The organism is Gammaproteobacteria bacterium (assembly GCA_016705365.1).
GTDB lineage: Bacteria > Pseudomonadota > Gammaproteobacteria > Pseudomonadales > UBA5518 > UBA5518.
Genome location: JADIYI010000008.1, coordinates 1,322,065 through 1,346,392, shown reverse-complemented (window position 1 = coordinate 1,346,392; position 24,328 = coordinate 1,322,065). Strand labels below are relative to the sequence as shown.

Sequence of the window (24,328 nt, the reverse complement as noted above, 5' to 3'; positions counted from 1 at the left end):
CATCGGCTCCCGTTTCAGGCAATCGTGGCGCGGATCGCGGCGACCCGTTCGCCGTAAAGTTCCGCGGCACGACGGCGCCGCGTCGGCAGGTATTCGCTGGGTTCGCTGACCGCGGTCACGTGCGTCAGCACCGCCCGCGCCACGGTCTGCTTGTGCACTTCGTCGGCACCATCGGCAATACGCAGGGCGCGCGCCAGGCGGTACATTTCCTCGAGCGGCATATCGGTGGTGTAGCCGAGCGCGCCATGCACCTGTATGGCCCGATCGATGATGCCGAGCAGGGTGCGCGGAACCACGAACTTGACCATCGCGATCTGCTGCCGTGCGAGTTCGCTGTGATCGCCCGCCTGGTCCATGGTCCAGGCCGCGTGCAGCACCAGCAGGCGGTTCATCTCGAGCTCGGCGCAGGATTCGGCAATCATGTCCTGGATCATCTGCTGCTTGCCGAGCGGCTTGCCACGCGTGCTGCGCGAGACAGCGCGCTCGCACATCATCTCGAAAGCCCGCCCGGCCTGCCCGATGCAGCGCATCGCATGATGGATACGCCCGCCTCCGAGGCGCTTCTGCGCCAGCACGAAACCATCGCCCGGCGCACCGATCATGTGATCGAGGGGTACCCGGCAATTCTCGAACACCACCTCCGTATGTCCGCCGATCCGCTCCAGCAGTTCACCCGGTGCACCGCCGGTCGGATGATGCATCGAGCCCGCGTCACGCAGCAGGCGCACGCCCGGATGGCGACACGGCACCACCAGCATCGCGGCACGCCGATGAGCCGGTGCAGCGGGATCGGTCACCGCCATCACGATCATGAAATCGCTGACGCTGGCATTCGAGGCAAACCACTTGTGCCCGTTCAGCACCCATTCATCCGCCTCGCGCTCGCAGCGCGTGGTAATGCCAGTGGGATCCGAACCGCTGTTGTGCGGCTCGGTCAGCGCGAAACTGCTGCGCACACGCCCTGCCAGCAATGGTTCCAGCCAGCGCTTGCGTTGCGCCTCGTTGGCTCCGGCGGCCAGCAGCTCGGCGTTGCCCGAATCCGGCGCCTGACAACCGAATATCTCCGGTGCCAGCGTGCTGCGCCCGAGCACCTCGTGCATCAATGCCAGGCGCACCTGCCCCATTCCCGAGCCACCGTGCTCCGGGGGCAGGTGCGGCGCCCACAAACCGCGGGCCCGCACCTCGTCCTTGAACGGTTGCCACAGTGCATCGAGCTGGCGCTGGTTCAGGCCCTCGCCGGCGATTTCGAGCGCCAGGATGCGGCTGTCGATATATTCTCGAATCCAGGCCAGCTCGGCGGCAAATTCCGGTTCGGTGCTGAAATCCCAGCTCATATCGGTTCTCCGTGGATCGAGCCATCAGGTGCGGCGAATTTGCCGCAACGGGTCGCGCAGCGCCTCGATTATCGGCGCGTTCGCTACCGGAAAGCATTGCGCATCGAGCGCAGCGACGGGCAGCCACATCATCGGCTGCCCCTCGAGGGCACATGGCGTTCCGGAAAACGCGCTCACCCGCCACACTTCCAGACGCACCGAGCGATCCGGGTAGTCGTGATCGATGGTCAGCAGCGGCTGCGCGGCTTCGACATGGATCGCGAGCTCTTCGGCGAGTTCGCGGCGCAGTGCATCGTGGCTGCTTTCATCCTCGTGGATCTTGCCACCCGGAAATTCCCACAGTCCTCCCTGGTGGAGATGGGCATGGCGGCGGGTGATCAGCACTTCATCACGCGCATTGATCATCACGCCGACCGCCACCCGCAACAGCGCCGCCGCCGACGACCGGGTCGGGTTCAGCTGCGATACTCCGCATTGATGCGCACATAATCGTGCGAGAGATCGCTGGTCCAGATCTGCGCTCCGGCACGGCCTCGCCCCAGCTCGATCCCGATCACGATTTCCTCGCCTGCCATGAGTTGCTGACCGCTCTCTTCCGTATACTCCGGGTCACGCGCGCCATCGCGCGCGATGACGGTTCCGTTGAGGCGGATGACGACCCGCATCACGTCGAGCGCCGCGACACCGGCACGTCCGACCGCCGCCAGGATGCGCCCCCAGTTGGGGTCGCTGGCGAACAATGCGGTCTTGACCAACGGCGATTCGGCGACCGCGTAGGCCACGCGCCTGCATTCGGCCTCGTCGTGCCCCCCGCCCACCTGCACCGTAACAAACTTGGTGGCGCCTTCGGCATCGCGGATGATGCCCTGCGCAAGCTCGATGCACAGATCGCGCAGCGCCGCGGACAGAGCCGGGACGCGCGGGTCATCGATATCATCGAACCCCGGCGCCTCGCTGCGCCCGGTCGCGATCAGCATGCACGCATCGTTGGTCGATGTGTCGCCATCCACGGTGATGCAATTGAAACTGTCCGCCACGGCCCGTGCCAGCATCTGGTCGAGTACGGATGCCGGGATCCTGGCGTCGGTCGCAACGAATGCGAGCATCGTCGCCATGTCGGGCCGGATCATGCCCGCGCCCTTGGCGATGCCGCTCAGCGTGAGCTGATGGCCATCGCACACAACACGCCGGCTCGCCCCCTTGGGACGCGTGTCGGTGGTCATGATACCCTCGGCCGCTGCCTGCCAGGAATTTTCATCGAGCGCGGCAAGCGCTGCGGGGATGCCATCGATCAGCGGCCCGGTCGGCAGCGGTTCACCGATGACACCGGTAGAGAAGGGCAGAACGGACCGGGCATCGACCCCGGCATGGCGCGCAAGCTCCGCACAGCAAAGCCGGGCATCGGCGAGCCCGCGCGCTCCGGTTCCGGCGTTGGCGTTTCCGGTATTGATCAGCAGGTAACGCACCGAACACGGTGCCTGCTCCAGGTACTGCCTGGCCAGCGTCACCGGCGCCGCGCAGAATGCATTGCGGGTAAAACTGCCCGCGACACAACTACCCTGCGCGAGTTCCAGGACCACCAGGTCCCGCCGGCCGGGTTTCCTGATGCCGGCGCAGGCGGTTCCAAGGCGGATGCCCGCGACCGGATCCAGCGGAAATCGGGAGCCCGCACCTACCGCCATGCGCGTATTTCCTCAGCTGATCTGTCCGTGGCATTGCTTGTATTTCTTTCCCGACCCGCAGGGGCATGCCTCGTTGCGCCCCACCTTGCGCGTCTCGCGCACGAAAGGTGCGACGGGCTCGGGTTCGGGCGGCGCGGCTTCTTCGGGTTGCGGATCCGCGGCCAGTTCCGGCGCGGCAGCATGCATATAACGCGCATTCTGGCTCTGGCGCTCCTGGGCCTCGCGCTGCTGACGCTCCATGTCCTCGACCTCCTGTTCGGTGCGCACCTGCACCTTCGACAGGAAGCGCACCACTTCGTACTTGATGTTGTCCAGCAGTTCCTCGAACAGCTTGAAGGCCTCGCGCTTGTATTCCTGCTTGGGATTGCGCGCGGCGTAGGCTCGCAGGTGGATACCCTGGCGCAGGGCATCCATGGCCGCGAGATGATCCTTCCACAGCGTATCGAGCACCTGCAGCATGATGTGGCGCTCGAGCTTGTAGATCTCGGCCCCGAGCGGCGCAACCTTTTCCGCGTAACTGCTGCCTACCGCATCGACGATACGCGTGCGCAGCGACTGTTCCTCGAGCCCGCTTTCCTCCTCCAGCCAGCGTGCAACCGGCAGCGCCAGACCGTACTCGGCCAGCAGATGCTCCTCCAGGCCCGCGATCTGCCATTGCTCCTCGAGGCTCTGCGGCGCAATGAACTGGTCGATCACGCCATTCACGACATCGGCACGGATGCGCGCGATCGTGTCGCTCACGTCGGTCGAACCGAGCAATTCGTTACGCTGCTGGTAGACCACGCGGCGCTGGTCGTTGGCCACATCGTCGAATTCGAGCAATTGCTTGCGGATGTCGAAATTGCGTCCCTCGACCTTGCGCTGCGCTTTCTCGATCGCATTGCTGACCATGCGGTGCTCGATGGCTTCGCCGCGCTGCATGCCGAGTCGCTGCATGAAACCCTTCACCCGCTCCGATGCGAAAATGCGCATCAGATTGTCTTCCAGCGAAAGATAGAAGCGCGACATCCCCGGATCGCCCTGACGGCCCGCCCTGCCGCGCAGCTGGTTGTCGATGCGGCGCGATTCATGACGCTCGGTGCCGATGATGTGCAAACCGCCGGCCTCGAGCACCTTGCGGTGGCGCTCCTGCCATTCCGCGCGCAACGCCGCAAGCTGTTCCGCCGAGGCGTCTTTCAGGGCGGCGAGTTCCACCTCGAGATTGCCGCCGAGCACGATGTCGGTACCGCGACCGGCCATGTTGGTGGCGATGGTGACCGTTGCCGGACGCCCGGCCTGGCTGATGATTTCGGCTTCGCGTTCGTGGTATTTCGCGTTCAGTACCTGGTGCGCGATTTTTTTCCTGCCCAGGAAAGCAGACAGTTCCTCGGAGGTTTCGATCGACGCGGTTCCGACCAGCACCGGCGCCCCTTTCTCCATGCATTCCTGGATATCGCTGACCACCGCCTCGAACTTCTCTTCCTTGCTGAGGTATACGAGGTCATTGAGATCCTTGCGGATGCAGGGCTTGTTGGTCGGAATCACGACCACGTCGAGACCATAGATCTGGCGGAATTCGAACGCCTCGGTATCGGCGGTGCCGGTCATTCCCGCGAGCTTGTCGTAGAGCCGGAAGTAGTTCTGGAAGGTCGTGGATGCGAGCGTCTGGCTCTCCGACTGGATGTGCACGCCCTCCTTGGCCTCGATCGCCTGGTGCAGGCCCTCCGAGAGCCGCCGCCCCTGCATGGTGCGCCCGGTGTGCTCGTCGATCAGCACCACCTGGCCATTCTGGACGATGTACTCCACGTCACGCTGGAACAGGTATTGGGCGCGCAACGCCGTGTTGACATGATGCAGCAAGCCGAGGTTCATCGCGTGATAGAGGCTCTCGCCCTCGGGCAACAGTTCCTCGCTGATCAGCATTTCCTCGATCAGGCGGTGCCCCTCTTCGGTCAGCTCCACCTGGCGCGTCTTTTCGTCGACGGTGAAATGCCCTTCAGGTACAAAGTCCTTGTCCGCGTCCGGTGGCAGCTCGCCGCGCCGCAAACGCGGCACCAGCGCGTTGATCCGCTTGTAGAGGCGCGAGCTGTCCTCGGCCGCGCCCGAAATGATCAACGGCGTGCGTGCCTCGTCGATCAGGATCGAATCGACTTCGTCGACTATCGCGAAATTGAGGGCCCGCTGCATCTTGTCTTCGAGGCTGAAGACCATGTTGTCGCGCAGGTAATCGAAACCGAATTCGTTGTTGGTGCCGTAGGTGATGTCCGCGGCATAACCGTGGCGCTTGCTCTCCAGGTCCTGGTTGGGAAGTATCACGCCCACCGTCATGCCGAGAAAGCGATAGACCGGCTCCATCCAGTGCGCATCGCGCCGTGCCAGGTAATCATTCACCGTGACCACATGCACACCGGTACCCGCCAATGCGTTCAGGTAGACGGGCAATGTCGCCACCAGGGTCTTGCCCTCGCCGGTCCGCATCTCGGCAATACGCCCCTCGTGCAGCGTCAGGCCACCCACGAGCTGCATATCGAAATGGCGCATTCCGAGCGTGCGCCTGCTCGCCTCGCGAACGGCGGCAAACGCTTCGGGCAACAGCTGGTCGAGCGTCTCGCCCGCGGCAACGCGCTCGCGAAAACGCGGCGTGAGCGCACGCAATGCCGCGTCATCCATGGCCTCGAATTGCGGTTCGAGGGCGTTGACGCGAGCCACTATCCGGCTCATGCGCTTCAGCTCGCGGTCGTTCTTGGTACCGACGATTTTGCGGAGGAACTTGAGAACCATATTGCTTGCAGTATTCCAGCGTGGCGCGACGAATCGGCCTGGATGTGCGGTATTCCCGATCGCGGGAACACCCGACAGGGAGCCTCCCCGCGGAGGCGGATTTCAGCGGGGACAAATTATATACCGAAGTATGGGGGCGGATCGCGCCTGCATCAGTGCTCCGCAGAATTACCGAAGCGCCGCTGCGGCGCTCATCCCCCGCTGCGCGCCGTGCTGATGTACTGCAGGGGGTTGACTGGTCGACCATCGGCAAGCACTTCGAAATGCAGATGAGCGCCAGTGGCACGCCCGCTGCGTCCGACCTTGGCAATTACCTGCCCCTTCCTGATCAGATCGCCGGGCTTGACCAGATATTCGCTGTTGTGTGCGTAGCGGGTGCGATAACCGTCACTGTGCCGGATCTCGACCAGATTGCCGTAATCCTTGTCGTAGCCGGCCCAGGTAACCACCCCCGGCGCGACCGCCAGCACATCGGTACCTGCCCTGGCCGTGAAATCCACGCCTTTATGCCACGCCGCACGACCATCGAACGGATCGGCACGGGTGCCGAAGCGCGAGGAAAGATAGCCGCTCGCGATCGGTCGCCCGCCCAGCGACACCTCGCTGGCCAGGGTGCGGTTGTCCAGCAAGCGCTCGAGCACATCCAATTGCCGTTCGCGATCCCCGATCTGTGCCGCGAGCCGATCCAGCGAGCGCCCGAGTTCGCTCCCTTCGATCGAACCGGTTTCGGCGCTGAACGGACCACCGAGCGCCGGTTCCTGGTCGAAATCAAACTCGCCGCCATCGAGGCTCGCGGCACTGGCCAGGCGTTGGCCTACCGCCTCCATGCGCAGCAGTCGGGCCTGCAGGGTCGCCATGTGCGTGGCGTAGGCACGACTCTCGAGTGCGTTGCGCTCGCGCAGTTCGTCAGCGCTGCGACCGAGCCGGGCCACTTCATCCTGCCAGGTAGCTACCAGTTCGGCCGGCAGCGGTGTTGTGCGCGGCAGCGCCAGGCCGTAGCCGATCGCGGCGGCAAGAAACAGGCAAAGAAAAAACGCAACCGGCACCAGCCAGCGGGCACTGACCGGCATCTCGAGAGTCGTCGAACGCGCGGTGCTGTCGCTGAGAAAAATGACTTTCATGAAAACAGGATCAATTCCAAACTGCTTATTTTTTGCACGATCCGGATGACAAATAAAACAGAGTGCGCGCCGACTATGCCACAGAAAAGCCAATAGTGGCAATTTTACCGGGGTCATTATTTGCCGAACCGCCAGGTGCCAGCTACCTGTATCGCGTTTCAGCCCCAGGCGCTTGCCAGCGCACCCGCACCCGCATGAGGGCTATCGGCCCGCCCGCAGTACCCGACGATATCCCGGGCCGCGGGAACGCAGATTCTCCACTTCGCTCAAGAAGCCGAAAGTTCGCGCCCGGCGGATATCCCGGGCAAAGGAGTCCCGCGCAAGATCGAAGCTCACGTTGTCGTTACCGGTACCGGGCGGTGCGGGCCGCAGATTTACGGGCTCACCGGAACGCAGGCCGACGCCGCTGGCACCGACCGCTTTTTTCAGCGTGTTCTGCATTGCCTGCTCCAAATCCCTGCCCCCCGGCAAATTGCGGCCGGGAGCGCAAGCGCTGCGGCCCGGTTTCAGTCCGCCTGGCGACGCAGGAAAGCCGGGATATCCAGATAATCCGAACCGGTGTCCGCACCGACCGCCATCTTGGGCCGCGCCGGCACCTCGCCACGCCGCGGTTGACGCGTTACCGCCGGAGCGTCATAGACGCGGTAATCCGGCGTGCCGCCCGCAGCTTGCGGCTTGACCAGCCTGACTGCCTGCTCGCGCGTCGGGTCACCAAGACCGGTGGCCACGACGGTAACCTTTATCTCGCCGCTCATTTCCGGATCAATAACGGTCCCGACGACCACGGTCGCGTTATCCGAGGCGAACTCTTCCACCGTATCGCCAACCTCCTCGAACTCGCCAAGCGTAAGATCGGGGCCCGAGGTGATGTTGACCAAAATACCCCGTGCGCCTTGCAGGTTTATATCCTCCAGCAGCGGACTGCGGATCGCCGCCTCCGCCGCCTCGCGGGCACGATTCTCGCCGCACGCCACGCCGGTACCCATCATCGCCATCCCCATCTCGGACATCACGGTCCGCACATCGGCGAAATCGACGTTGATCATGCCCGGACGGATGATCAGATCGGCAATACCCTGCACCGCACCGAGCAGCACGTCGTTGGTCGCCTTGAAGGCATCGAGAAGGCTGGTGTTCTTGCCCAGCACGCTCTGCAGTTTCTCGTTGGGGATCGTGATCAGCGAATCGACGTGCTGCTGCAGCTCGGCAAGCCCCTCGTCGGCAATCGCCGCGCGCTTCTTGCCCTCGAACTTGAACGGACGCGTCACCACCGCAACCGTGAGGATCCCCATGCTGCGGGCAATCTCCGCGACGATTGGCGCCGCGCCGGTGCCGGTACCCCCACCCATGCCCGCGGTGATGAACACCATATCCGCCCCGGTCAGCACTTCCTCGATCCGGTCGCGATCCTCCAGCGCGGCCTGGCGGCCGATTTCCGGATTGGCGCCGGCCCCCAGCCCCTTGGTGATTCCGGAGCCGAGTTGCAGCACGGTGCGCGTGGCGATATCCGAGAGCGCCTGTGCATCGGTATTGGCGCAGATGAAATCCACTCCGTCCACGTTGCCCCCGATCATGTGTTTGACGGCATTTCCTCCGCCACCCCCTACGCCGATCACCTTGATCACTGCGCTTTTCGGCACGTTGTCTACTAATTCAAACATGGCTATCACCCCTCTGCGGTTTAACGATCAAAAAATCAGAAATTGCCCTGAAACCATTGCTTCATCTTGCGTACCAGGCCGCGTCCCGCGGCCTCCTTGCCCGTGCCGCCGGTGTTGTGCTGCTTCAATCCGAACAACAGCAAGCCGACGGCAGTGGAATAAATCGGGTTCTTGACGATATCGAGCATGCCCTGCGCGCCCGCAGGCACCCCGATCCGAACGGGCATATGGAAGATCTCCTCGGCCAGCTCCACGGCCCCCTCCATCTTCGAGGTGCCTCCGGTGATCACGATGCCTCCGGCCAGCAGCTCCTCGAATCCGCTACGGCGAATCTCGGCCTGCACCAGCGTGAACAATTCGTCGTAGCGCGGCTCCACGACCTCCGCGAGCGCCTGGCGTGACAGTTCGCGTGCGCCGCGCTCGCCGACACCGGGTACCTTGATGGTCTGATCGGCGCCGGCGAGCTGCGCCAGCGCGCAGGCGTAACGGATCTTGATTTCCTCCGCGTACTGGGTCGGAGTCCGCAGCGCCATCGCGATATCGTTGGTCACCTGGTCACCGGCAATCGGGATCACCCCGGTGTGGCGGATGGCGCCTTCGGTAAAGATCGCGATATCGGTGGTACCGCCACCGATATCCACCAGGCAAACACCGAGCTCGCGTTCGTCATCAGTCAACACCGCGTAGCTAGATGCCAGCTGCTCGAGAATGATGTCCTCGACTTCGAGCCCGCAGCGCTGGATGCATTTCTCGATGTTCTGCGCCGCATTCACCGCACAGGTCACGAGATGTACTTTTGCCTCCAGGCGCACGCCCGACATGCCCAGAGGCTCCTTGATGCCCTCCTGGCTGTCGATCACGTATTCCTGGGGCAGGATATGCAGGATCTTCTGGTCCGCAGGTATCGCCACGGCCTGCGCCGCGTCGATGACACGCTCCACGTCGTGGGCGTACACCTCGCGATCACGGATCGCCACGATGCCATGCGAGTTGAGGCTGCGAATATGACTGCCGGCGATTCCCGCGTAGACCGAGTGAATCTGGCAACCCGCCATCAGCTCGGCTTCCTCCACGGCGCGCTGTATCGACTGCACCGTCGACTCGATATTGACCACCACGCCTTTCTTCAGGCCCCGCGACTGGTGCGAACCGAGGCCCACGATCTTCAACCCGCCATCGCCGGCCACCTCACCCACGATCGCGACGACCTTCGACGTTCCGATATCGAGACCGACGATCATTTTCCCGCTCGACGTACTGCCCATCATTTCATTCCTCGTCCTGGCAACCTCAAGGGCGGCCTGTCGCCGCAGCGACACCCGCATTCCCGGAACGCCCTGGAGTCCCTTCCCAAACCACCGCCACCCCGTTGCTGTAACGCATGTCGATCCTGGAGATCCGCTCATGTTCGCCGGCCCACTCCCCGCTCAGCAGGGACGCGAGCATGCGGGCCTTGTTCGGCACATCGCGGCGTCCGAGCAGCACCACGCAACCGTTTGACAGCTCCATGCGCCAGGCATGCTTGCCATCGAGCAGCAACGAGCGGATGCGCAAGCCGGTGGGTTCGAGCATTTCGGTGAACTCGTCGAAGCGTCCCAGCAGCAGCTTTCCGCTGCCTGGAGGTCCGTCGACCAGCGGCAACCCGGTGTCGGCCAGTGGCGCACCCGGCTCGAATACCTCGCCGTATGGATTCAGATAACCCTGCTCGCCAAAACGGAGCACCGGAACCTGTTCGGTGATGAACACCAGGAGGCGATCGGGCCAGGCACGACGCACCGTCACCTCGTGGACCAGCGGCAAGGCACGCAGCTCGTCGCGAATACGCGGCAGGTCGACCATGAAATAACCGGTGCCGAGATGCGGCAGCATGATCTCCTCGACCCGCGCCTTGTCGAGAAAACGAAAGTCCCCGTTCACGCTGACCTGCTTGATCGGAACATTGGCCACTTCCTGCAGGGCTTTCCAGCCAAGCTGTCCGGCCGCGAGCAAAAGCACCGCGAACAGCGCCGGAACCATCCAGCGCGAGCGTGCATGTGTGGCACGCGCGGCGGCGCCACGCCGGGTCGCGCCACGCCGCAACTCGACGCTGCCGCCAAAGCGCAGCAGCAGCACGCGGTTCATGCGTCGCCTCCCGCGGCACTTGCGCCGGCCAGGCTCGCGGCCAGGATGCGCACCACCAGATCCTCGAACTCGATGCCCGCCGCCCGCGCCGCCATTGGCACCAGGCTGTGGCTGGTCATGCCGGGACAGGTGTTCACCTCGAGCACGTAGAAGTCACCGCTGGTGTGCTCACGCATCACGTCCACACGCCCCCATCCGCGGCAGCCAAGACTGTCATAGGCCCGCCGTGCCAGCCCGGCGAGCGTCCGCTCATCGGCGGCGTCGAGGCCCGAGGGACACAGATAGCGCGTGCTGTCGAGCTGATACTTCGCCTCGTAGTCATAAAACGCGCGTGGCGTCTCGAGCCGGATCGACGGCAGTAATTCGCCATCGACGATGCCCACGGTGTACTCGGGGCCGAGGATGCGTTGCTCCACCAGCACGCAGCTGTCGTAGGCGTCGGCAAGTTCGATCGCGGCGCGCAATTGGCTGGCGTTGTCGACCGGCGTAATGCCGATACTCGAGCCCTCGCTGGCGGGCTTGACGATCATGCGCGGACCGAATTGCGCCGCCAGTTCATCGAAGCAGGTCGTATCGTCCGCGACCGCAAAGGCAGGGGTGGCGATTCCCTCGGCCTGCCAGAATCGCTTGCAGCGCAGTTTGTCCATTGCCAGCGCGCAGGCCAGCACACCGCTGCCGGTATAACTGATGCCGAGCGTCTGCAATGCACCCTGCATCGTGCCGTCCTCGCCGCCGCGGCCATGCAGTGCGATGAACACGTGCGCCACGCGTGCCTCTATCAGGCGCTGGATCACGTCGGCGCGCGCATCGATTGCCATCACCCCCGCGAGCCGGTGTCCGAGCGCCGCGTGCACCGCCTTGCCGGTTTCGAGTGACACCGCACGCTCGGCGGAATCGCCGCCCATCAGCACCGCCACCGGTCCGCGCAAAACGGCTGAATCGAGTTCGAAGCGCCTCATCGCGCGGCGCCCTCCGCTGCTGCCCAGGTGCAGATTTCCGGCACCAGCCGCCCCACGCTGCCGGCGCCCTGTACCAGCAGGAAATCACCCGGCCTGAGCACGCCGTCGAGGATCTCGATCACGTTTCCGGCTTCCTCGACGAACAACGGATCGAGCTTGCCGCGCTGGCGGATACTGCCGCTCAGGCTGCGCCCGTCCGCGCCGGGCAGCGGATCCTCCCCGGCCGCGTAGACATCGAGCAGCAGCAACACATCGACCTGCGCCAGAACCCGCACGAAATCCTCGTACAGTTCCCGGGTACGCGAATAACGATGTGGCTGATAAACCATCACCAGCCGCCGCCCCGGCCAGCCGGCGCGCACGGCGGCAAGATTTGCCGCCACTTCGGTCGGGTGATGCCCGTAATCGTCGACCAGCAGAAAGCTGCCGCCACGGCAGGGCAATTCACCGTGCGACTCGAACCGCCGGCCCACCCCCTGGAAGCTGGCGATACCACGCACGATGGCGGCGTCATCGAGACTCTCGTCGCTCGCCACCGCCACCGCCGCCGTGGCATTCAGGGCATAGTGCCGGCCCGGCAATCCCAGCGAGAGCGAGAGCGCCGCGCGACCACCGGGGCGCAAAACGCGGAACTCGCTGCGACCCTCGCGCTGGCTGAAGTCACACATGCGGTAGTCGGCTTGCTCGCCCTCCCCGTAGGTGAGAACCTGGCGCGTCACTTGCGGAATGATCGAGGCGACCGCCGCATCATCGCAGCACAGGACGCTCAGCCCGTAGAACGGCAGGTTGTGAAGGAATTCGACATAGGTGCGTTTCAATCGCTCGAAATCGCCACCGTAGGTGCTCATGTGATCGGCATCGATGTTCGTCACCACCGCAACCATTGGCTGCAGATGCAGGAAGGACGCATCGCTCTCGTCGGCTTCCGCGATCAGGTAGCGGCTGACACCAAGACGCGCATTTGCCTGCACGCTGTTCAGGCGACCCCCGATGACGAAAGTCGGATCGAGTCCGGCTTCGGCGAAGATCGACGCCAGAATGCTGGTGGTAGTGGTCTTGCCGTGGGTGCCCGCCACCGCGATACCATGGCGAAAGCGCATGATCTCGGCCAGCATTTCGGCGCGCGGGACCACCGGTATGCGGCGTTCGCGCGCCGCGGCAACCTCCACGTTGCTCTCGTTCACGGCACTGGAGGAAACCACCACGTCGGCGGCGCCGACATGCCCTGCATCGTGTCCCAGCGACACCTCGATACCCAGCGTGCGCAGCCGCGCCAGTACCGCGGATTCCGCCGTATCGGAACCGGACACCCGATAGCCCTGGTTGCGCAACACCTCGGCGATACCGCACATGCCGGCACCGCCGATACCGACAAAATGGATCTGCGAGATGCGCCTCATCTCGGGAATCGGCATGTATTGGGGTGCGCTCATCGCGCCACCTCCATGCACACCCTGGCCACATCGAGCGCCGCTGCTGGCCGTGCCTGCGCCTGCGCCGCCTGTGCCATGCGCAGCAGCTGCACGCGACTGAAGCACGCGAGCTGGCCGGCAAGCCACTGCGGGGTGAATTCTGATTGCCTGACGCATTGCGCTGCCCCGGCATCCGCCAGCCAGCGGGCATTGGCGCTCTGATGATCGTCGATTGCACCCGGCAGGGGCACCAGGATCGAGGCCACTCCGGCCACGGCCAGTTCACTGACGGTCAGTGCGCCTGCTCTGCAGACCACCAGATCAGCCCAGCGGTAGGCATCGCTCATGTCGTCGATGAATGCATCGACGCGCGCATCGATTCCGTGGCGCCGGTAGCGCGCAGCGCAGGTATCGTGCTCGGTCGCTCCGCTCTGATGCCGCACCCGTGGCCGCTCGCTCGCCGCCATCAGTGCCAGCGCCGCGGGCAGAACCTCGTTCAGGATCCGTGCTCCCTGACTGCCGCCCACCACCAGCAGGCGCAACGCACCGTCGCGCTCCGCCATGCGCTGTTCGGGCGTCGCCATTTGCGCGATCGCCGCGCGCACCGGATTGCCGACCAGCGTAACGCGCTGGTCACCGGCAAAAGGTCCGGGCAAGCCAAGCAGGATGCGGCGCGCAAATCGTGCCAGCAGGCGGTTGGTGGTGCCCGCGACCGCATTCTGTTCGTGCACTACCACCGGGGTGCGCGACAGCCACGCCGCCACCCCGCCAGGCCCGGCAACAAAACCGCCGGTTCCCAACACGCAACTCGGGCGCAGCTTCCGCATCAGCAACGACGCCTGGATGATTGCCATGAACAGCAACAGCGGTGCCAGCAGCTGCTGCCAGCGGTTCTTGCCGCGCACACCGCTGACGCGCAGGTAGGAAATCGGTATTCCGGCCGCCGGCACCAGCCGCGACTCCATGCCTGCGCGAGTGCCCAGCCAATGCACCCGGGCACCGAGCCCGCGCAACGCTTCCGCGGCCGCCAGCCCCGGGAACACATGCCCGCCAGTGCCGCCACCGGTGATCAGCACCAGCGCCTTGCGCTCAACCATTGCGCAGCCTCCAGGCCGCCAATGCGGTTCCCGGCGCGACGCGCAGTTCGTATTCGATGCGCAAGATCAATCCCATCATCGCGAACAGCACCAGCATGCTGCTGCCGCCATAACTCAGGAACGGCAGTGTCAGCCCTTTTGTCGGCAACAGACCCGCGTTCACGCCGATGTTGATAAACACCTGTGCGGCGAGCAGCAGCGCCACTCCACAGCAAATGTAGGCGGAAAAATTCTGCTGGCGCCTGGCGGCATCGCGACCGATCCACAGGATCCGGGCAATCAGGGCGCTGAACAGCGCGAGGAAGGCCATGCCGCCTACCAGGCCAAGCTCCTCGGCAATGATCGCGAACACGAAATCGGTATGCGCTTCGGGCAGGTAGAACAGTTTCTGCACGCTGTTGCCGAGGCCCACGCCGAACAGCTCGCCACGTCCAAACGCTATCAGCGCCTGGGTGAGTTGGTAGCCGCTGGCGAACTGATCCGACCAGGGGTCGAGAAAGGTGACCAGGCGCTGCCAGCGATACGGCGAAAATACTGCGAGCGCCGCAACGCCCACCAGGCCGACACCGACCATCAGCAGGAAATAGAGAAGGCGCGCACCACCGATGAACAGCATGCCCATCGCGGCGCCGGCAATCACCACTGCCGCGCCAAAATCGGGTTCCAGCAGCAGCAGGGCCATCACCAGGATCAGCACGCCAAGCGGTTTGAGCATTCCCGACCAGCTGCCACGCAGCTCCTTGCCCCGGCGCGTCATGTAGCCGGCCAGGTACACGATGAAAAACAGCTTCATCAGCTCGGATGGCTGCAGATTCAGCGGACCCAGCGCGATCCAGCGCGTCGCGCCGTTGACCTTCCGCCCTACTCCCGGCACCAGCACCAAAGCCAGCACCACCACCCCGGCGATCAGCAGCGCCGGCCCAGCGGCCTCCCACACCCGCACCGGTATGATCAGGGTCAGCGCGAGCGTGAGCGAACCGAGCAGCAGGTAAAGTCCGTGCCGGTAAATATGGAAGAACGGATTGGCGAATTGTTCCGAGGCGTAGTCCATCGACGCAGAACCCATCATCACGAATCCGGCGGCGGACAGCACCACCAGCAGGCCGAGCAGGGTCTGGTCGTATTTCAGGCGCCAATCGGCGCTGCCGGGAACAATCATCGCGGCCTGCATCTCAGCGCCCCCCCCTCGCCGTCGAGGGCGCGCACGGCGCGCGCAAACACCTCACCGCGCTCCGCGTAATCGCGGAACATGTCGAAACTCGCGCATGCCGGAGACAACAACACGATGTCCCCCGCGCGCGCCGCGGCACGCGCCAGCTCCACCGCCGTGACCATATCGGCAGCCTGCAACAAAGGCACCGCCGCGCCAAACGCCTCCGCGAGCAATGGCGCATCCCTGCCGATCAGGATCACCGCGCGCGCGCTGCTTGCGAGCTCTTGCGCCAGAGCCGAGAAATCGCTTTCCTTGGCTATGCCACCGGCAATCAGCACCGTCTTGCCAGCGCGGCCGGCACCAAGGCCGCGCAGCGCCGCGAGCGCCGCCGCAGCGTTGGTACCCTTCGAGTCGTCGTAGTAGTCGACCGCATCCAGGGAGCGGATGTGCTGACAGCGATGCGCCAACCCGCGATAGCTTCGGAGCACTTCGATCTGTGCCTCGAGAGTCACTCCCGAGGCGGTCGCGATGGCCATCGCCGCGAGTGCGTTGGCCACGTTGTGACGCCCCGGCATGCCGAGTTCGCTGACGCCGAGCAAGGTCTGTTCGCCGCGCGCGAGATACTCGCCGGCCGGTGTCTCGCGCACCCCGAACTGGCCTTGCGCGGGTACCGACAAGCCGAAGCCGAGCGCCTCGATGCTGCGCGGAGCCGGCGGGATGGTCAGCGCATCATCGCGGTTGAACACCGTGCAACGCGCACCCCGATACACGCGCTGCTTGGCCCGGTGATAAGCCCCCATATCGGGGTAACGATCGAGATGATCGGGTGCGAGATTCAGGATGCACGCCACGTCGGCGCGGAATTCGTGCACGATTTCCAGCTGGAAGCTCGACAGCTCCAGCACATAGAGCTCGATCCCCGGCGCGAGCAGTTCGAGCGCCGGCGTCCCGAGATTGCCACCGCAGGCCACTTTCACGCCCGCGGCCTCGGCCATCTTCCAGACCAGCGTGGTGACCGTGCTCTTGGCGTTGGTGCCGGTAATCGCGACGATCGGCGCCCGCGCGTCGCGGAAAAACAGCTCGACATCACCGTAAAGGTACGCGCCCGCAGCCTCGGCCCGCCGCAACTCCGGGAGTTGCGGATCCACGCCCGGGCTGAGAATGATCTCCTGCGCCGCGCACAGGAGCGCGCCATCGAAGGCACCGCAGTGCAACTCGACAGCGGGAAACTCGCGGCGGAATTCCGCCGCCTGCGGCGGCTCGGCGCGGCTGTCCATCACGCTGAACGACATGCCTTTGCGGGCAAGATGGCGCGCGCACGACAAGCCGGTGGTACCCATGCCAAGTACGATCCGTCGCTTGTCCGTCGCCCTGTCTTTCATTGCAATTGCCTGCACCCTGTTGCCCCGCTCAGCGCAGCTTCAATGTCGCCAGTCCGAACAGGACCAGCATCACGGTGATGATCCAGAAGCGCACGATCACGCGCGGCTCGGGCCAGCCCTTGAGTTCGAAATGGTGGTGTATCGGCGCCATGCGGAAAATGCGCCTGCCGGTAGCCTTGAACGACGCGACCTGGAGGATGACCGACAGCGTCTCCATCACGAAGATTCCGCTCATGATGAAAAACACGATTTCGTGGCGTACGATCACCGCAATGAGCCCGAGCGCCGCTCCCAGCGCCAGCGCCCCCACATCGCCCATGAACACCATCGCCGGGTAGGTGTTGAACCAAAGGAAGCCAAGCCCGGCCCCCGCGAGCGCACCACAGAAAACGACCAGCTCTCCGGCTCCGGGAATGTGCGGAATATGCAGATAGGTGGCAAACTCGGCGTGCCCGGCAAGATAGGCGATCACCGCCAGCGCACCGGCGATCATCACGCTCGGCATGATAGCCAACCCGTCGAGGCCGTCAGTGAGATTTACCGCATTGCTCGAGCCGACTACCACGAAATAGGTCAGGAGCAGGTACGCGGGCCCCAGGGAGAGGCTGACGTTTTTGAAAAACGGCACGATCAGCGCTGTTTCAGACGGCGCGGAAGCGGTCGCATACAGATAGACGGCGGCACCCAGCCCGGCCACGGATTGCCAAAAATATTTCCAGCGCGCCGGCAATCCGCGCGAATCCTTTTCCACCACCTTGCGATAGTCATCCACCCATCCGACGGCACCGAATGCCGCTGTCACGATCACCACCAGCCACACATAGCGATTGCCGAGATCGCCCCACAGCAGGGTGCTTGCGATGATGCCGACGAGGATCAAGGCGCCACCCATCGTCGGGGTGCCTGCTTTCCCCAGATGCGACTGCGGACCATCGCTGCGCACCGACTGTCCGATCTGGTACTGGTTCAGCTTGCGGATCATCGCGGGCCCCACCAGCAGGGTGATCGCGAGTGCGGTCAGCACCCCGAGGATGCCGCGGAAGGTGAGGTACTGAAACACCTTGAAGACGCTCAGGTATCCACTCAGCCAGTCAGCAAGCAGAAGCAGCATCAGTGGACCCTCGCCGGCGTGTTCGGGGCAGTGCTGCCGAGCAGCGCTTCGACCACGGCTTCCATTCCCGCCGAACGTGAACCCTTGACCAGCATCACCACACCCGGGCGATCGAACTGCGCGCAGGCGAGCGCCAGTGCATCGCGCGCGGCAAACACGCGCGCGGCAGCGCCGTAACCCTCGGCCACCGCACCGGCATGCGCTCCGGTCACCAGCAAGTGTTCGATCGCGTGCTCGCGCGCGCAGACCCCTGCTTCGTAATGCAGGCGCTCGGCACCGGCACCAAGCTCCGCCATGTGGCCCATGACCAGCACCCGCGTACCGGCAAAGGTTGCAAGCGTTTCGATTGCCGCGCGCATCGATCCGGGATTGGCGTTATAGGTGTCGTTGATGAGCAGGCAACCGCTGCGGGATTTCAGCCGCTCCATGCGGCCCGCGACCGGGCACAACGACTCGAGCCCCTCCTTGACCAGCTTGGTCGCGATGCCAAGTGCGCACGCGACTCCCGCTGCCGCCACCGCATTGGCAACCTGCTGCACACCCGGCACCTGCAAACGGACGCTGATCTGCCCGCCGGGCATCTCCAGCGACAGTTGCGCACAACCGTCCACGATCCGCACATCGCTGGCGCGCACATCGGCGCCGGCCAGGCCGCGCGCGCTGACCCGCACCACCCGGCGCGAGCCGATGCGTGTCAACCAGCGGTCGGCAAACCGATCGTCGATGTTCAGCACTGCCGTTCCCGCCGGCGCCAGCGCGTCGTAGATCTCGCCCTTGGTCTCGGCAACCGCCTCGATGCTGCCGAAGCCTTCGAGATGTGCCGGCAGGGCATTGGTCAGCAGCGCCACATCGGGTTCGGCCAATCCCGCCAGATACCGGATATCGCCCGGGCGCGCGGCGCCCATCTCGATCACCGCGTAGCGTATTGCAGGAGTCAAACCCAACAGCGTCAGCGGCACGCCGATCTCGTTATTGAGGTTTCCGCGGGTGGCGAGGACGCTGGCGCCGCGTCCGAGGATTGCCGCGATCATCTCCTTGGTCGTGGTCTTGCCCGCGCTGCCCGTCAGCGCGATCACCGTGCCGTGGAACAGTTGCCGGTTCAGGCGCGCGATCTGGCCAAGCGCCAGGCGAGTGTCTGGAGCCTGCAGACAAGGCAGTTGCGTATCGGTTTCATGCTCGCCCAGCAGGGCAGCGGCGCCGCGCCGCTCCGCCTCGCCGGCAAAGGCATGGCCATCGAAGCGCTCGCCCGACAGCGCGACAAACAACTGCCCGGCGGTGATCGAGCGGCTGTCGGTACTCACGCCATTGAACGCAACGTCACGTGCGGGCTGCGCGACGCCGAGAAAACGTGCGACTTCGGCCAGGCCCAGATTGCGCATCACGAGCCTGCACCCGCTTCGGCGAACAGGCGACGCACGGTATCCGCGTCGCTGAACGGCACCCGAACACCGTTGGTTTCCTGGTAATTCTCGTGCCCCTTGCCGGCGATCAGCACGCAATCGCCGGGTCCTGCGGCGCCAAGCGCCAGACGAATCGCCTGCGCACGGTCCGGTTCGCGGCGTGCGCCGTCACCGGGCACACCGGTACAGATCTCGTCGATGATCGCGGCCGCGGATTCGCTGCGCGGATTGTCGCTGGTGATCACCAGCTCGTCGGCATGCTCCCACGCGATTCTTCCCATCAGCGGACGCTTGGTGCGGTCACGGTCGCCGCCGCATCCGAAGACACACCACAGGCGTCCGCTGCAATGCTCGCGCAAGGCGCGCAGCGTGTGCTCGAGCGCATCCGGTGTGTGCGCGTAATCGACGATTGCCAGCGGGCTCGCGTGTACTCCGATTCGTTCCATGCGCCCGGGCACCGCCCGCAGACGAGGGAAGATGGCAAGGGCATCTGCCAGCGCGACCTCATGCAGGCCGAGCACGCTCAACACCGCGAGCGCATTGCTCAGGTTGAACCGACCCATCAGTGGCGCCCGCAATTCGCCGCTTCCCCACGGGGTCTCGACCCACGCGCGCAGACCATCGACGCTGTAACTGGCCGCGCTGGCGCGCACCTGCGCGGAGCTCTCTGTCAGGCCATAGCTGATGACTTTTGTCCCCGCCGCCGTACCGGCCAGGATCGTCGCGCCGAATGCGTCATCCGCATTGACCACCGCAAAGCGCAGCCCCGGCGTCTCGAACAGCAACTTCTTGCTCGCGCCGTAGTCTTCCAGCGTGCCGTGGTAATCGAGGTGGTCGTGGGTCAGGTTGGTGAAAACCGCGGTGTCGATATGCACGCTGCGCGTGCGTCCCTGCTTCAGCGCGTGCGAGGACATTTCCACCGCGACCAGGTTCGCTCCCTGTTCGCCGAGCGAAGCCAGCGCACGCTGCATCGTGACCGGGTCGGGTGTGGTATGACCGGTATCGGCCAAATTCCCGGGAAATCCCCAGCCCAGGGTGCCAATCACGCCACACCGCCTGTCGAGCAAGCCAAAGGCTTGCGCCAGCAACTGGGTGCAAGTGGTCTTGCCGTTGGTACCGGTTACGCCGATCACCCGCTGTCGGGACGAGGGATCGCCAAAAAATCGGGCTGCGAGAGCGCCTGCCCGCTCGCCGAGCGCAGCAACCGGCACCACCTCGAGCGGCACGCTGTCCCCGCGAGCCGGCGCTTCGACCAGCGCCACCACTGCGCCTCTGCGAGCGGCTTCGGCGATGAATTCGTCGCCGTTGTGGCGCGAGCCCTTCAGCGCGACAAAGGCATCGCCCGGCTGCACCGCACGGCTGTCCATGCACATTCCGCTGATCCGCAGCGCGCCTTGATGATGGCCCGCCAGCTCGGGCAGCAGCTCGGAGAGCGCGCGGATACGTGCTGCAAATGACTGGCTGCCGTTCATGCGGGCGCCCTCGCCCGGTTACGGTCTGCAACCCGGGTTTCCGGCAGATTGTCGGGGGCGACGTTCAGCAGGCGCAGGGCGCCGCGCACCACCGCGGAGAAAACCGGGGCGGCAATGGCTCCCCCGTAATACACGCCGCCGCGCGGATCGGTAACGATCACCACGCACACCACCCGCGGATCGAGCGCCGGTGCGAAACCGGCAAACAGCGAGGTATAGCGGTTGGCCTCGTACCCGTGCTCTCCCAGGCGATGCACGGTACCGGTTTTCCCGGCCACGGTATAACCGGGAATCGCGGCGCGCACGGCCGTGCCGCCGGTCTGCGTCACTGTCTCCATCATCGTCACCAGTTGCTCCACCAGCTCGGGACGGTACAACTGCCGACCGGCAACGGACTCCGCCGCACGCAACATGGTGACCCGACGTTCCTGGCCCCGGTTGGCGAGCACCGCATAGGCCCGCGCCAATTGCAGCGGCGTTACCGACAAGCCGTATCCGAATGCAAAATTCGCCCGCGCCACGTCGCTCCATTTGCGGTAATTCGGCAGGATTCCGATGCTCTCGCCGGGGAAGCCGGTCCCGACCGTCTGGCCAAAACCGGCACGCTCGAACACGTCATGGATATCATTCTGCGGCAGTGACAGTGCAATCTTCGTGATGCCGACCTGGCTCGACTTGGTGATGATCGTGGTGGCGGGTATCAGGCCGAGATTGTGGTGATCACGGAAGGTCTTGCGCCCTACCCGTATATACCCGGGCGTGGTGTCGATCAGCGTATCGGGATGATATTTTCCGCTCTCCAGCGCCGCCATCATCGTGAACGGCTTGACCGTGGAACCGGGCTCGAACAGATCGGTGATCGCGCGGTTGCGCAGCGCGGATCCGCTCACGGTATCGCGGTTATTCGGGTTGTACGAGGGCTGGTTGGCCATCGCGAGCACTTCCGAAGTGCGCGCATCGAGCACCACGATGGTGCCCGATTCGGCCCCCGCATCCTGGATTGCACGTTTCAGCTCCCGGTAGGCCAGATACTGGATTCGCAGATCGATACTCAATTCCAGCGCGCGCCCCGGATGCGCCGCGCTGATCTCCTGCACATCACGAATCACGTGACCGTAGAGATCCTTGATGACCTGCTTCGAGCCCGGCACACCGGCAAGCCACTCGTCGTATGCCAGCTCGATTCCCTCCTGCCCGCGGTCATCGACATTGGTGAAGCCGACGACGTGAGCGGCCATCTCGGCTGCCGGATAGAAGCGCTGGTATTCGCGTCGCGCGTAAACGCCCGGCACACCCAACGCCATCACCCGCGCCGCATCCGCGGGTTTCATGCGCCGGCGCAGATAAACGAACTCGCGCGTCGCAACACTGGCGATGCGGCGCTGCAATTCGGCTGGCGCAAACCCGAGCGCGCTCGCGAGCGGCTTCCAGTCCTCGACCTCGGCTACCAGTGTCTTGGGATTTGCCCACAACGTCTGAACCGGTGTGCTGACGGCCAGCGGCTCGCCATGACGATCGGAAATGATGCCGCGATACGCGGGAATCGGCTCCACGCGCAACGAACGTGCATCACCCTGGCCCTGCAGAAACCGGTAGCCCCGCTCGGTGTCGAGCACCTGCAGCGACACCAGCCGCCACACCAGCAATACCAGCAGGAGCGCAAGGCAGGCACCGACAAATGTCATGCGCCATTCGCTGATCGATTGTTCTGATCGTTGCTTCACTCGAGCACCAGTATCCGCAGTTCCCCGCTTGCCGGGACCATCTGTAATTCGCTGCCCGCCATCGCCTCGACGCGGGCATGCGCCGAAAGCGTGCTGCGTTCCAGCAGCAGTTGGCGCCACTCGATCTGTATCTCGTTTTCGGCACGCCGCACCTGCTCGAGCTCACGGAACAGTTCCCGCGATTTGTGCGCGCTGTAGATCACACCGAACGAGGAGATCACGACCAGCACCAGCAGCACCGCCGACACCAGCACCCACCCGGGCACCGGAAAGCGCTGCGGCACGCTCGCTGGCGGCTCCCTGTCAGCCATGCGCGGGCACCCGAGGTTGCAGCTTCTCGGCAACCCGCAACACCGCGCTGCGCGCGCGCGGGTTGTGGCGCACTTCCTCGCCCGAGGCACGCAGCGCCTTGCCGATGCGCCGCAATTGCGGTTGCATCGATCCAGGCAGGCCGACGTAACCGGCGGCACGGGAGTTGTCGCGCATGAAGCGCTTCACGATTCGATCCTCGAGCGAATGAAAGCTGATCACCACCAGGCGCCCGCCGGTGGCGAGGGCAAGCATGGCTTGCTGCAGCGCACTGGCCAGCGCCTCGAGCTCGCCGTTGATGAAAATCCGGATAGCCTGAAAGCCGCGCGTCGCGGGATGCTTGCCTTTTTCCCACGCCGGGTTGGCCTGGGTGAGGATTTCCGCCAGGCGCGCGGTAGTGCTGATCGGCGCGACTGCCCGCTCGCGTACGATCGCGGCGGCCATGCGCCGGGCAAAACGCTCCTCTCCGTATTCACGCAGCACCTTTTCGATCTCCTCGGCCCGCGCGCGCGCCAGCCACTGCGCGGCGCTGAAGCCATGCCCCGGATCCATGCGCATATCGAGCGGACCGTCCTGCATGAAGCTGAATCCTCTCCCGGCATCGTCGAGTTGCGGCGACGAAACCCCGAGATCGAGCAGCACCCCATCGACACCTTCCGCGAGGCCATGACGCTCGAGCAGCATGCCCAGGTCCGCGAACGATGCCTGCTCCAGACTCAATCGCGGTTCGTGCGCAAACCTGCTGCTGCCCCAGGCAATTGCCTGGGGATCCCTGTCTATCGCCAGCAGACGTCCTTGCGCGGCCAGCCGCTCCAGGATTGCGCCGGTATGACCACCGCGCCCGAATGTGGCGTCGACGTATTTGCCTGTGCTGTTGGTCACGAGGAAATCCACGGCCTCCTGCAGCATTACCGGTGTGTGCATCTGGCCAAACCCGCCCTGGAGCATGCCTGGTCCCGTTACAGGGACAGCCGCAACATTTCTTCTGGAACCGCACCTTCCTCGATGGACGACTGCAGCCACTTGTCGCGCTCCGCGAGCCATGTGTCCTCGTCCCACAACTCCATCTTGTTGCCCTGTCCGACCAGCACCGCCTTCTTGTCCAGGCCGGCGTACTCGCGCAAAGCCGGTGGCACCAGCACGCGCCCACTGGCATCGCATTCCAGATCGCTCGCGTATCCGATCAGCAAGCGCTGAAAGCGACGCACGGCAGGGTTCAACGTGGGTAATTGCTGGATCTGGCTCTCCAGTTCTTCCCAGGTCGGCAACGGGTAGAGCAGCAGGCAACGGCTCTGGGTATCGATAGTGGCAATCAGCTGCCCCGCGCACAGCGTCTGCAAGCGGTCACGCTGACGCGCAGGCAGCGCCATACGGCCCTTGGCATCGATACTGAGATGTTGCACACCACGAAACATGGTCAGTGCTTACTCCCCGAAGGCCGATAAACGTCCATGTTTTCCCACTTTTATCCACTTTGTCCCACTTTTCGACACTATAAGAATCGATCGTTCCCGGTGTCAAGCCGAAAGCGGGGCTGCGAGAGCAAATTTATTGATTTAAAAACAGAGACTTAGCTGAATTCGACACAGGCAGGTGGCGACACCTGCAGCGCATGCCGACAGATAACATG

The 24,328-nt window shown here is 64.5% G+C and carries 21 protein-coding genes; all 21 read right to left on the bottom strand.

Going from position 1 to position 24,328, the window contains the following annotated elements:
- Window positions 1-14 precede the first annotated feature (14 nt).
- The 21 genes from IPF49_13845 to mraZ all read right to left on the bottom strand — a co-directional run bounded on the left by IPF49_13845 (window position 15) and on the right by mraZ (window position 24,113).
- Window positions 15-1,334: an acyl-CoA dehydrogenase family protein gene (locus tag IPF49_13845; GenBank protein MBK6288688.1), complete on the bottom strand. Its 1,320-nt coding sequence runs from the start codon at window positions 1,332-1,334 to the stop codon at window positions 15-17.
- 24 nt (window positions 1,335-1,358) lie between these two features.
- A complete protein-coding gene (gene mutT / locus IPF49_13840; protein ID MBK6288687.1) occupies window positions 1,359-1,739 on the bottom strand; it encodes an 8-oxo-dGTP diphosphatase MutT in 381 nt (126 codons plus the stop codon).
- A 50-nt stretch (window positions 1,740-1,789) separates the two neighbouring features.
- On the bottom strand, window positions 1,790-3,016 hold the full coding sequence (gene argJ / locus IPF49_13835; protein ID MBK6288686.1) for a bifunctional glutamate N-acetyltransferase/amino-acid acetyltransferase ArgJ: 1,227 nt from the start codon (window positions 3,014-3,016) through the stop codon (window positions 1,790-1,792).
- Between the two features lie 12 nt (window positions 3,017-3,028).
- A complete protein-coding gene (gene secA / locus IPF49_13830; protein MBK6288685.1) occupies window positions 3,029-5,776 on the bottom strand; it encodes a preprotein translocase subunit SecA in 2,748 nt (915 codons plus the stop codon).
- Window positions 5,777-5,967: 191 nt separating this feature from the next.
- Window positions 5,968-6,897, bottom strand: coding sequence for a M23 family metallopeptidase (locus tag IPF49_13825; GenBank protein ID MBK6288684.1), 930 nt, complete (start codon window positions 6,895-6,897; stop codon window positions 5,968-5,970).
- Window positions 6,898-7,098: 201 nt separating this feature from the next.
- The gene (locus tag IPF49_13820) at window positions 7,099-7,338 is read right to left on the bottom strand and encodes a UDP-3-O-acyl-N-acetylglucosamine deacetylase (protein MBK6288683.1); all 240 of its coding nucleotides are present in this window, start codon (window positions 7,336-7,338) and stop codon (window positions 7,099-7,101) included.
- Window positions 7,339-7,403: 65 nt separating this feature from the next.
- The gene (ftsZ, locus tag IPF49_13815; protein ID MBK6288682.1) at window positions 7,404-8,558 is read right to left on the bottom strand and encodes a cell division protein FtsZ; all 1,155 of its coding nucleotides are present in this window, start codon (window positions 8,556-8,558) and stop codon (window positions 7,404-7,406) included.
- A 35-nt stretch (window positions 8,559-8,593) separates the two neighbouring features.
- Window positions 8,594-9,823 carry a cell division protein FtsA gene (gene ftsA / locus IPF49_13810; protein MBK6288681.1) on the bottom strand — a complete coding sequence of 410 codons (1,230 nt, stop codon included), beginning with the start codon at window positions 9,821-9,823 and terminating at the stop codon, window positions 8,594-8,596.
- Window positions 9,824-9,848: 25 nt separating this feature from the next.
- Complete coding sequence (locus IPF49_13805; GenBank protein ID MBK6288680.1) at window positions 9,849-10,679, bottom strand: cell division protein FtsQ/DivIB; 831 nt, start codon at window positions 10,677-10,679, stop codon at window positions 9,849-9,851.
- Window positions 10,676-11,608, bottom strand: coding sequence for a D-alanine--D-alanine ligase (locus tag IPF49_13800; GenBank protein MBK6288679.1), 933 nt, complete (start codon window positions 11,606-11,608; stop codon window positions 10,676-10,678). Before IPF49_13800 ends, IPF49_13805 begins: the two co-directional genes overlap by 4 nt.
- 26 nt (window positions 11,609-11,634) lie before the next feature.
- The gene (gene murC, locus IPF49_13795; GenBank protein ID MBK6288678.1) at window positions 11,635-13,038 is read right to left on the bottom strand and encodes a UDP-N-acetylmuramate--L-alanine ligase; all 1,404 of its coding nucleotides are present in this window, start codon (window positions 13,036-13,038) and stop codon (window positions 11,635-11,637) included.
- A gap of 29 nt (window positions 13,039-13,067) precedes the next feature.
- Window positions 13,068-14,147 (bottom strand): undecaprenyldiphospho-muramoylpentapeptide beta-N-acetylglucosaminyltransferase, encoded by a 1,080-nt coding sequence (gene murG, locus IPF49_13790; protein MBK6288677.1) that lies wholly within the window; start codon window positions 14,145-14,147, stop codon window positions 13,068-13,070.
- On the bottom strand, window positions 14,140-15,306 hold the full coding sequence (gene ftsW, locus IPF49_13785) for a putative lipid II flippase FtsW (GenBank protein ID MBK6288676.1): 1,167 nt from the start codon (window positions 15,304-15,306) through the stop codon (window positions 14,140-14,142). The genes murG and ftsW overlap by 8 nt, the downstream gene beginning before the upstream one ends.
- The gene (locus tag IPF49_13780; GenBank protein MBK6288675.1) at window positions 15,303-16,682 is read right to left on the bottom strand and encodes a UDP-N-acetylmuramoyl-L-alanine--D-glutamate ligase; all 1,380 of its coding nucleotides are present in this window, start codon (window positions 16,680-16,682) and stop codon (window positions 15,303-15,305) included. Before IPF49_13780 ends, ftsW begins: the two co-directional genes overlap by 4 nt.
- Window positions 16,683-16,710: 28 nt before the next feature.
- On the bottom strand, window positions 16,711-17,793 hold the full coding sequence (locus tag IPF49_13775; protein MBK6288674.1) for a phospho-N-acetylmuramoyl-pentapeptide-transferase: 1,083 nt from the start codon (window positions 17,791-17,793) through the stop codon (window positions 16,711-16,713).
- On the bottom strand, window positions 17,793-19,175 hold the full coding sequence (gene murF, locus IPF49_13770) for a UDP-N-acetylmuramoyl-tripeptide--D-alanyl-D-alanine ligase (protein ID MBK6288673.1): 1,383 nt from the start codon (window positions 19,173-19,175) through the stop codon (window positions 17,793-17,795). The genes IPF49_13775 and murF overlap by 1 nt, the downstream gene beginning before the upstream one ends.
- Window positions 19,172-20,665, bottom strand: a complete 1,494-nt coding sequence (locus tag IPF49_13765; protein MBK6288672.1) for a UDP-N-acetylmuramoyl-L-alanyl-D-glutamate--2,6-diaminopimelate ligase — start codon at window positions 20,663-20,665, stop codon at window positions 19,172-19,174. Before IPF49_13765 ends, murF begins: the two co-directional genes overlap by 4 nt.
- Complete coding sequence (locus tag IPF49_13760) at window positions 20,662-22,350, bottom strand: serine hydrolase (GenBank protein MBK6288671.1); 1,689 nt, start codon at window positions 22,348-22,350, stop codon at window positions 20,662-20,664. The genes IPF49_13765 and IPF49_13760 overlap by 4 nt, the downstream gene beginning before the upstream one ends.
- Window positions 22,351-22,385: 35 nt before the next feature.
- Window positions 22,386-22,700 (bottom strand): cell division protein FtsL, encoded by a 315-nt coding sequence (ftsL, locus tag IPF49_13755; protein MBK6288670.1) that lies wholly within the window; start codon window positions 22,698-22,700, stop codon window positions 22,386-22,388.
- Complete coding sequence (gene rsmH / locus IPF49_13750) at window positions 22,693-23,622, bottom strand: 16S rRNA (cytosine(1402)-N(4))-methyltransferase RsmH (GenBank protein MBK6288669.1); 930 nt, start codon at window positions 23,620-23,622, stop codon at window positions 22,693-22,695. The genes ftsL and rsmH overlap by 8 nt, the downstream gene beginning before the upstream one ends.
- Window positions 23,623-23,657: 35 nt before the next feature.
- On the bottom strand, window positions 23,658-24,113 hold the full coding sequence (gene mraZ, locus IPF49_13745) for a division/cell wall cluster transcriptional repressor MraZ (protein ID MBK6288668.1): 456 nt from the start codon (window positions 24,111-24,113) through the stop codon (window positions 23,658-23,660).
- Window positions 24,114-24,328 lie beyond the last annotated feature (215 nt).

What these genes read in the sequence shown, in the direction of transcription:
- IPF49_13845 (MBK6288688.1), bottom strand. Translation starts at nt 1,334, where the DNA reads ATGAGCTGGGATTTCAGCACCGAACCGGAATTTGCCGCCGAGCTGGCC.
- mutT (MBK6288687.1), bottom strand. Translation starts at nt 1,739, where the DNA reads ATGATCAATGCGCGTGATGAAGTGCTGATCACCCGCCGCCATGCCCAT.
- argJ (MBK6288686.1), bottom strand. Translation starts at nt 3,016, where the DNA reads ATGGCGGTAGGTGCGGGCTCCCGATTTCCGCTGGATCCGGTCGCGGGC.
- secA (MBK6288685.1), bottom strand. Translation starts at nt 5,776, where the DNA reads ATGGTTCTCAAGTTCCTCCGCAAAATCGTCGGTACCAAGAACGACCGC.
- IPF49_13825 (MBK6288684.1), bottom strand. Translation starts at nt 6,897, where the DNA reads ATGAAAGTCATTTTTCTCAGCGACAGCACCGCGCGTTCGACGACTCTC.
- IPF49_13820 (MBK6288683.1), bottom strand. Translation starts at nt 7,338, where the DNA reads ATGCAGAACACGCTGAAAAAAGCGGTCGGTGCCAGCGGCGTCGGCCTG.
- ftsZ (MBK6288682.1), bottom strand. Translation starts at nt 8,558, where the DNA reads ATGTTTGAATTAGTAGACAACGTGCCGAAAAGCGCAGTGATCAAGGTG.
- ftsA (MBK6288681.1), bottom strand. Translation starts at nt 9,823, where the DNA reads ATGGGCAGTACGTCGAGCGGGAAAATGATCGTCGGTCTCGATATCGGA.
- IPF49_13805 (MBK6288680.1), bottom strand. Translation starts at nt 10,679, where the DNA reads ATGAACCGCGTGCTGCTGCTGCGCTTTGGCGGCAGCGTCGAGTTGCGG.
- murC (MBK6288678.1), bottom strand. Translation starts at nt 13,038, where the DNA reads ATGAGGCGCATCTCGCAGATCCATTTTGTCGGTATCGGCGGTGCCGGC.
- murG (MBK6288677.1), bottom strand. Translation starts at nt 14,147, where the DNA reads ATGGTTGAGCGCAAGGCGCTGGTGCTGATCACCGGTGGCGGCACTGGC.
- ftsW (MBK6288676.1), bottom strand. Translation starts at nt 15,306, where the DNA reads ATGATTGTTCCCGGCAGCGCCGATTGGCGCCTGAAATACGACCAGACC.
- IPF49_13780 (MBK6288675.1), bottom strand. Translation starts at nt 16,682, where the DNA reads ATGAAAGACAGGGCGACGGACAAGCGACGGATCGTACTTGGCATGGGT.
- IPF49_13775 (MBK6288674.1), bottom strand. Translation starts at nt 17,793, where the DNA reads ATGCTGCTTCTGCTTGCTGACTGGCTGAGTGGATACCTGAGCGTCTTC.
- IPF49_13765 (MBK6288672.1), bottom strand. Translation starts at nt 20,665, where the DNA reads ATGAACGGCAGCCAGTCATTTGCAGCACGTATCCGCGCGCTCTCCGAG.
- IPF49_13760 (MBK6288671.1), bottom strand. Translation starts at nt 22,350, where the DNA reads ATGACATTTGTCGGTGCCTGCCTTGCGCTCCTGCTGGTATTGCTGGTG.
- ftsL (MBK6288670.1), bottom strand. Translation starts at nt 22,700, where the DNA reads ATGGCTGACAGGGAGCCGCCAGCGAGCGTGCCGCAGCGCTTTCCGGTG.
- rsmH (MBK6288669.1), bottom strand. Translation starts at nt 23,622, where the DNA reads ATGCACACACCGGTAATGCTGCAGGAGGCCGTGGATTTCCTCGTGACC.
- mraZ (MBK6288668.1), bottom strand. Translation starts at nt 24,113, where the DNA reads ATGTTTCGTGGTGTGCAACATCTCAGTATCGATGCCAAGGGCCGTATG.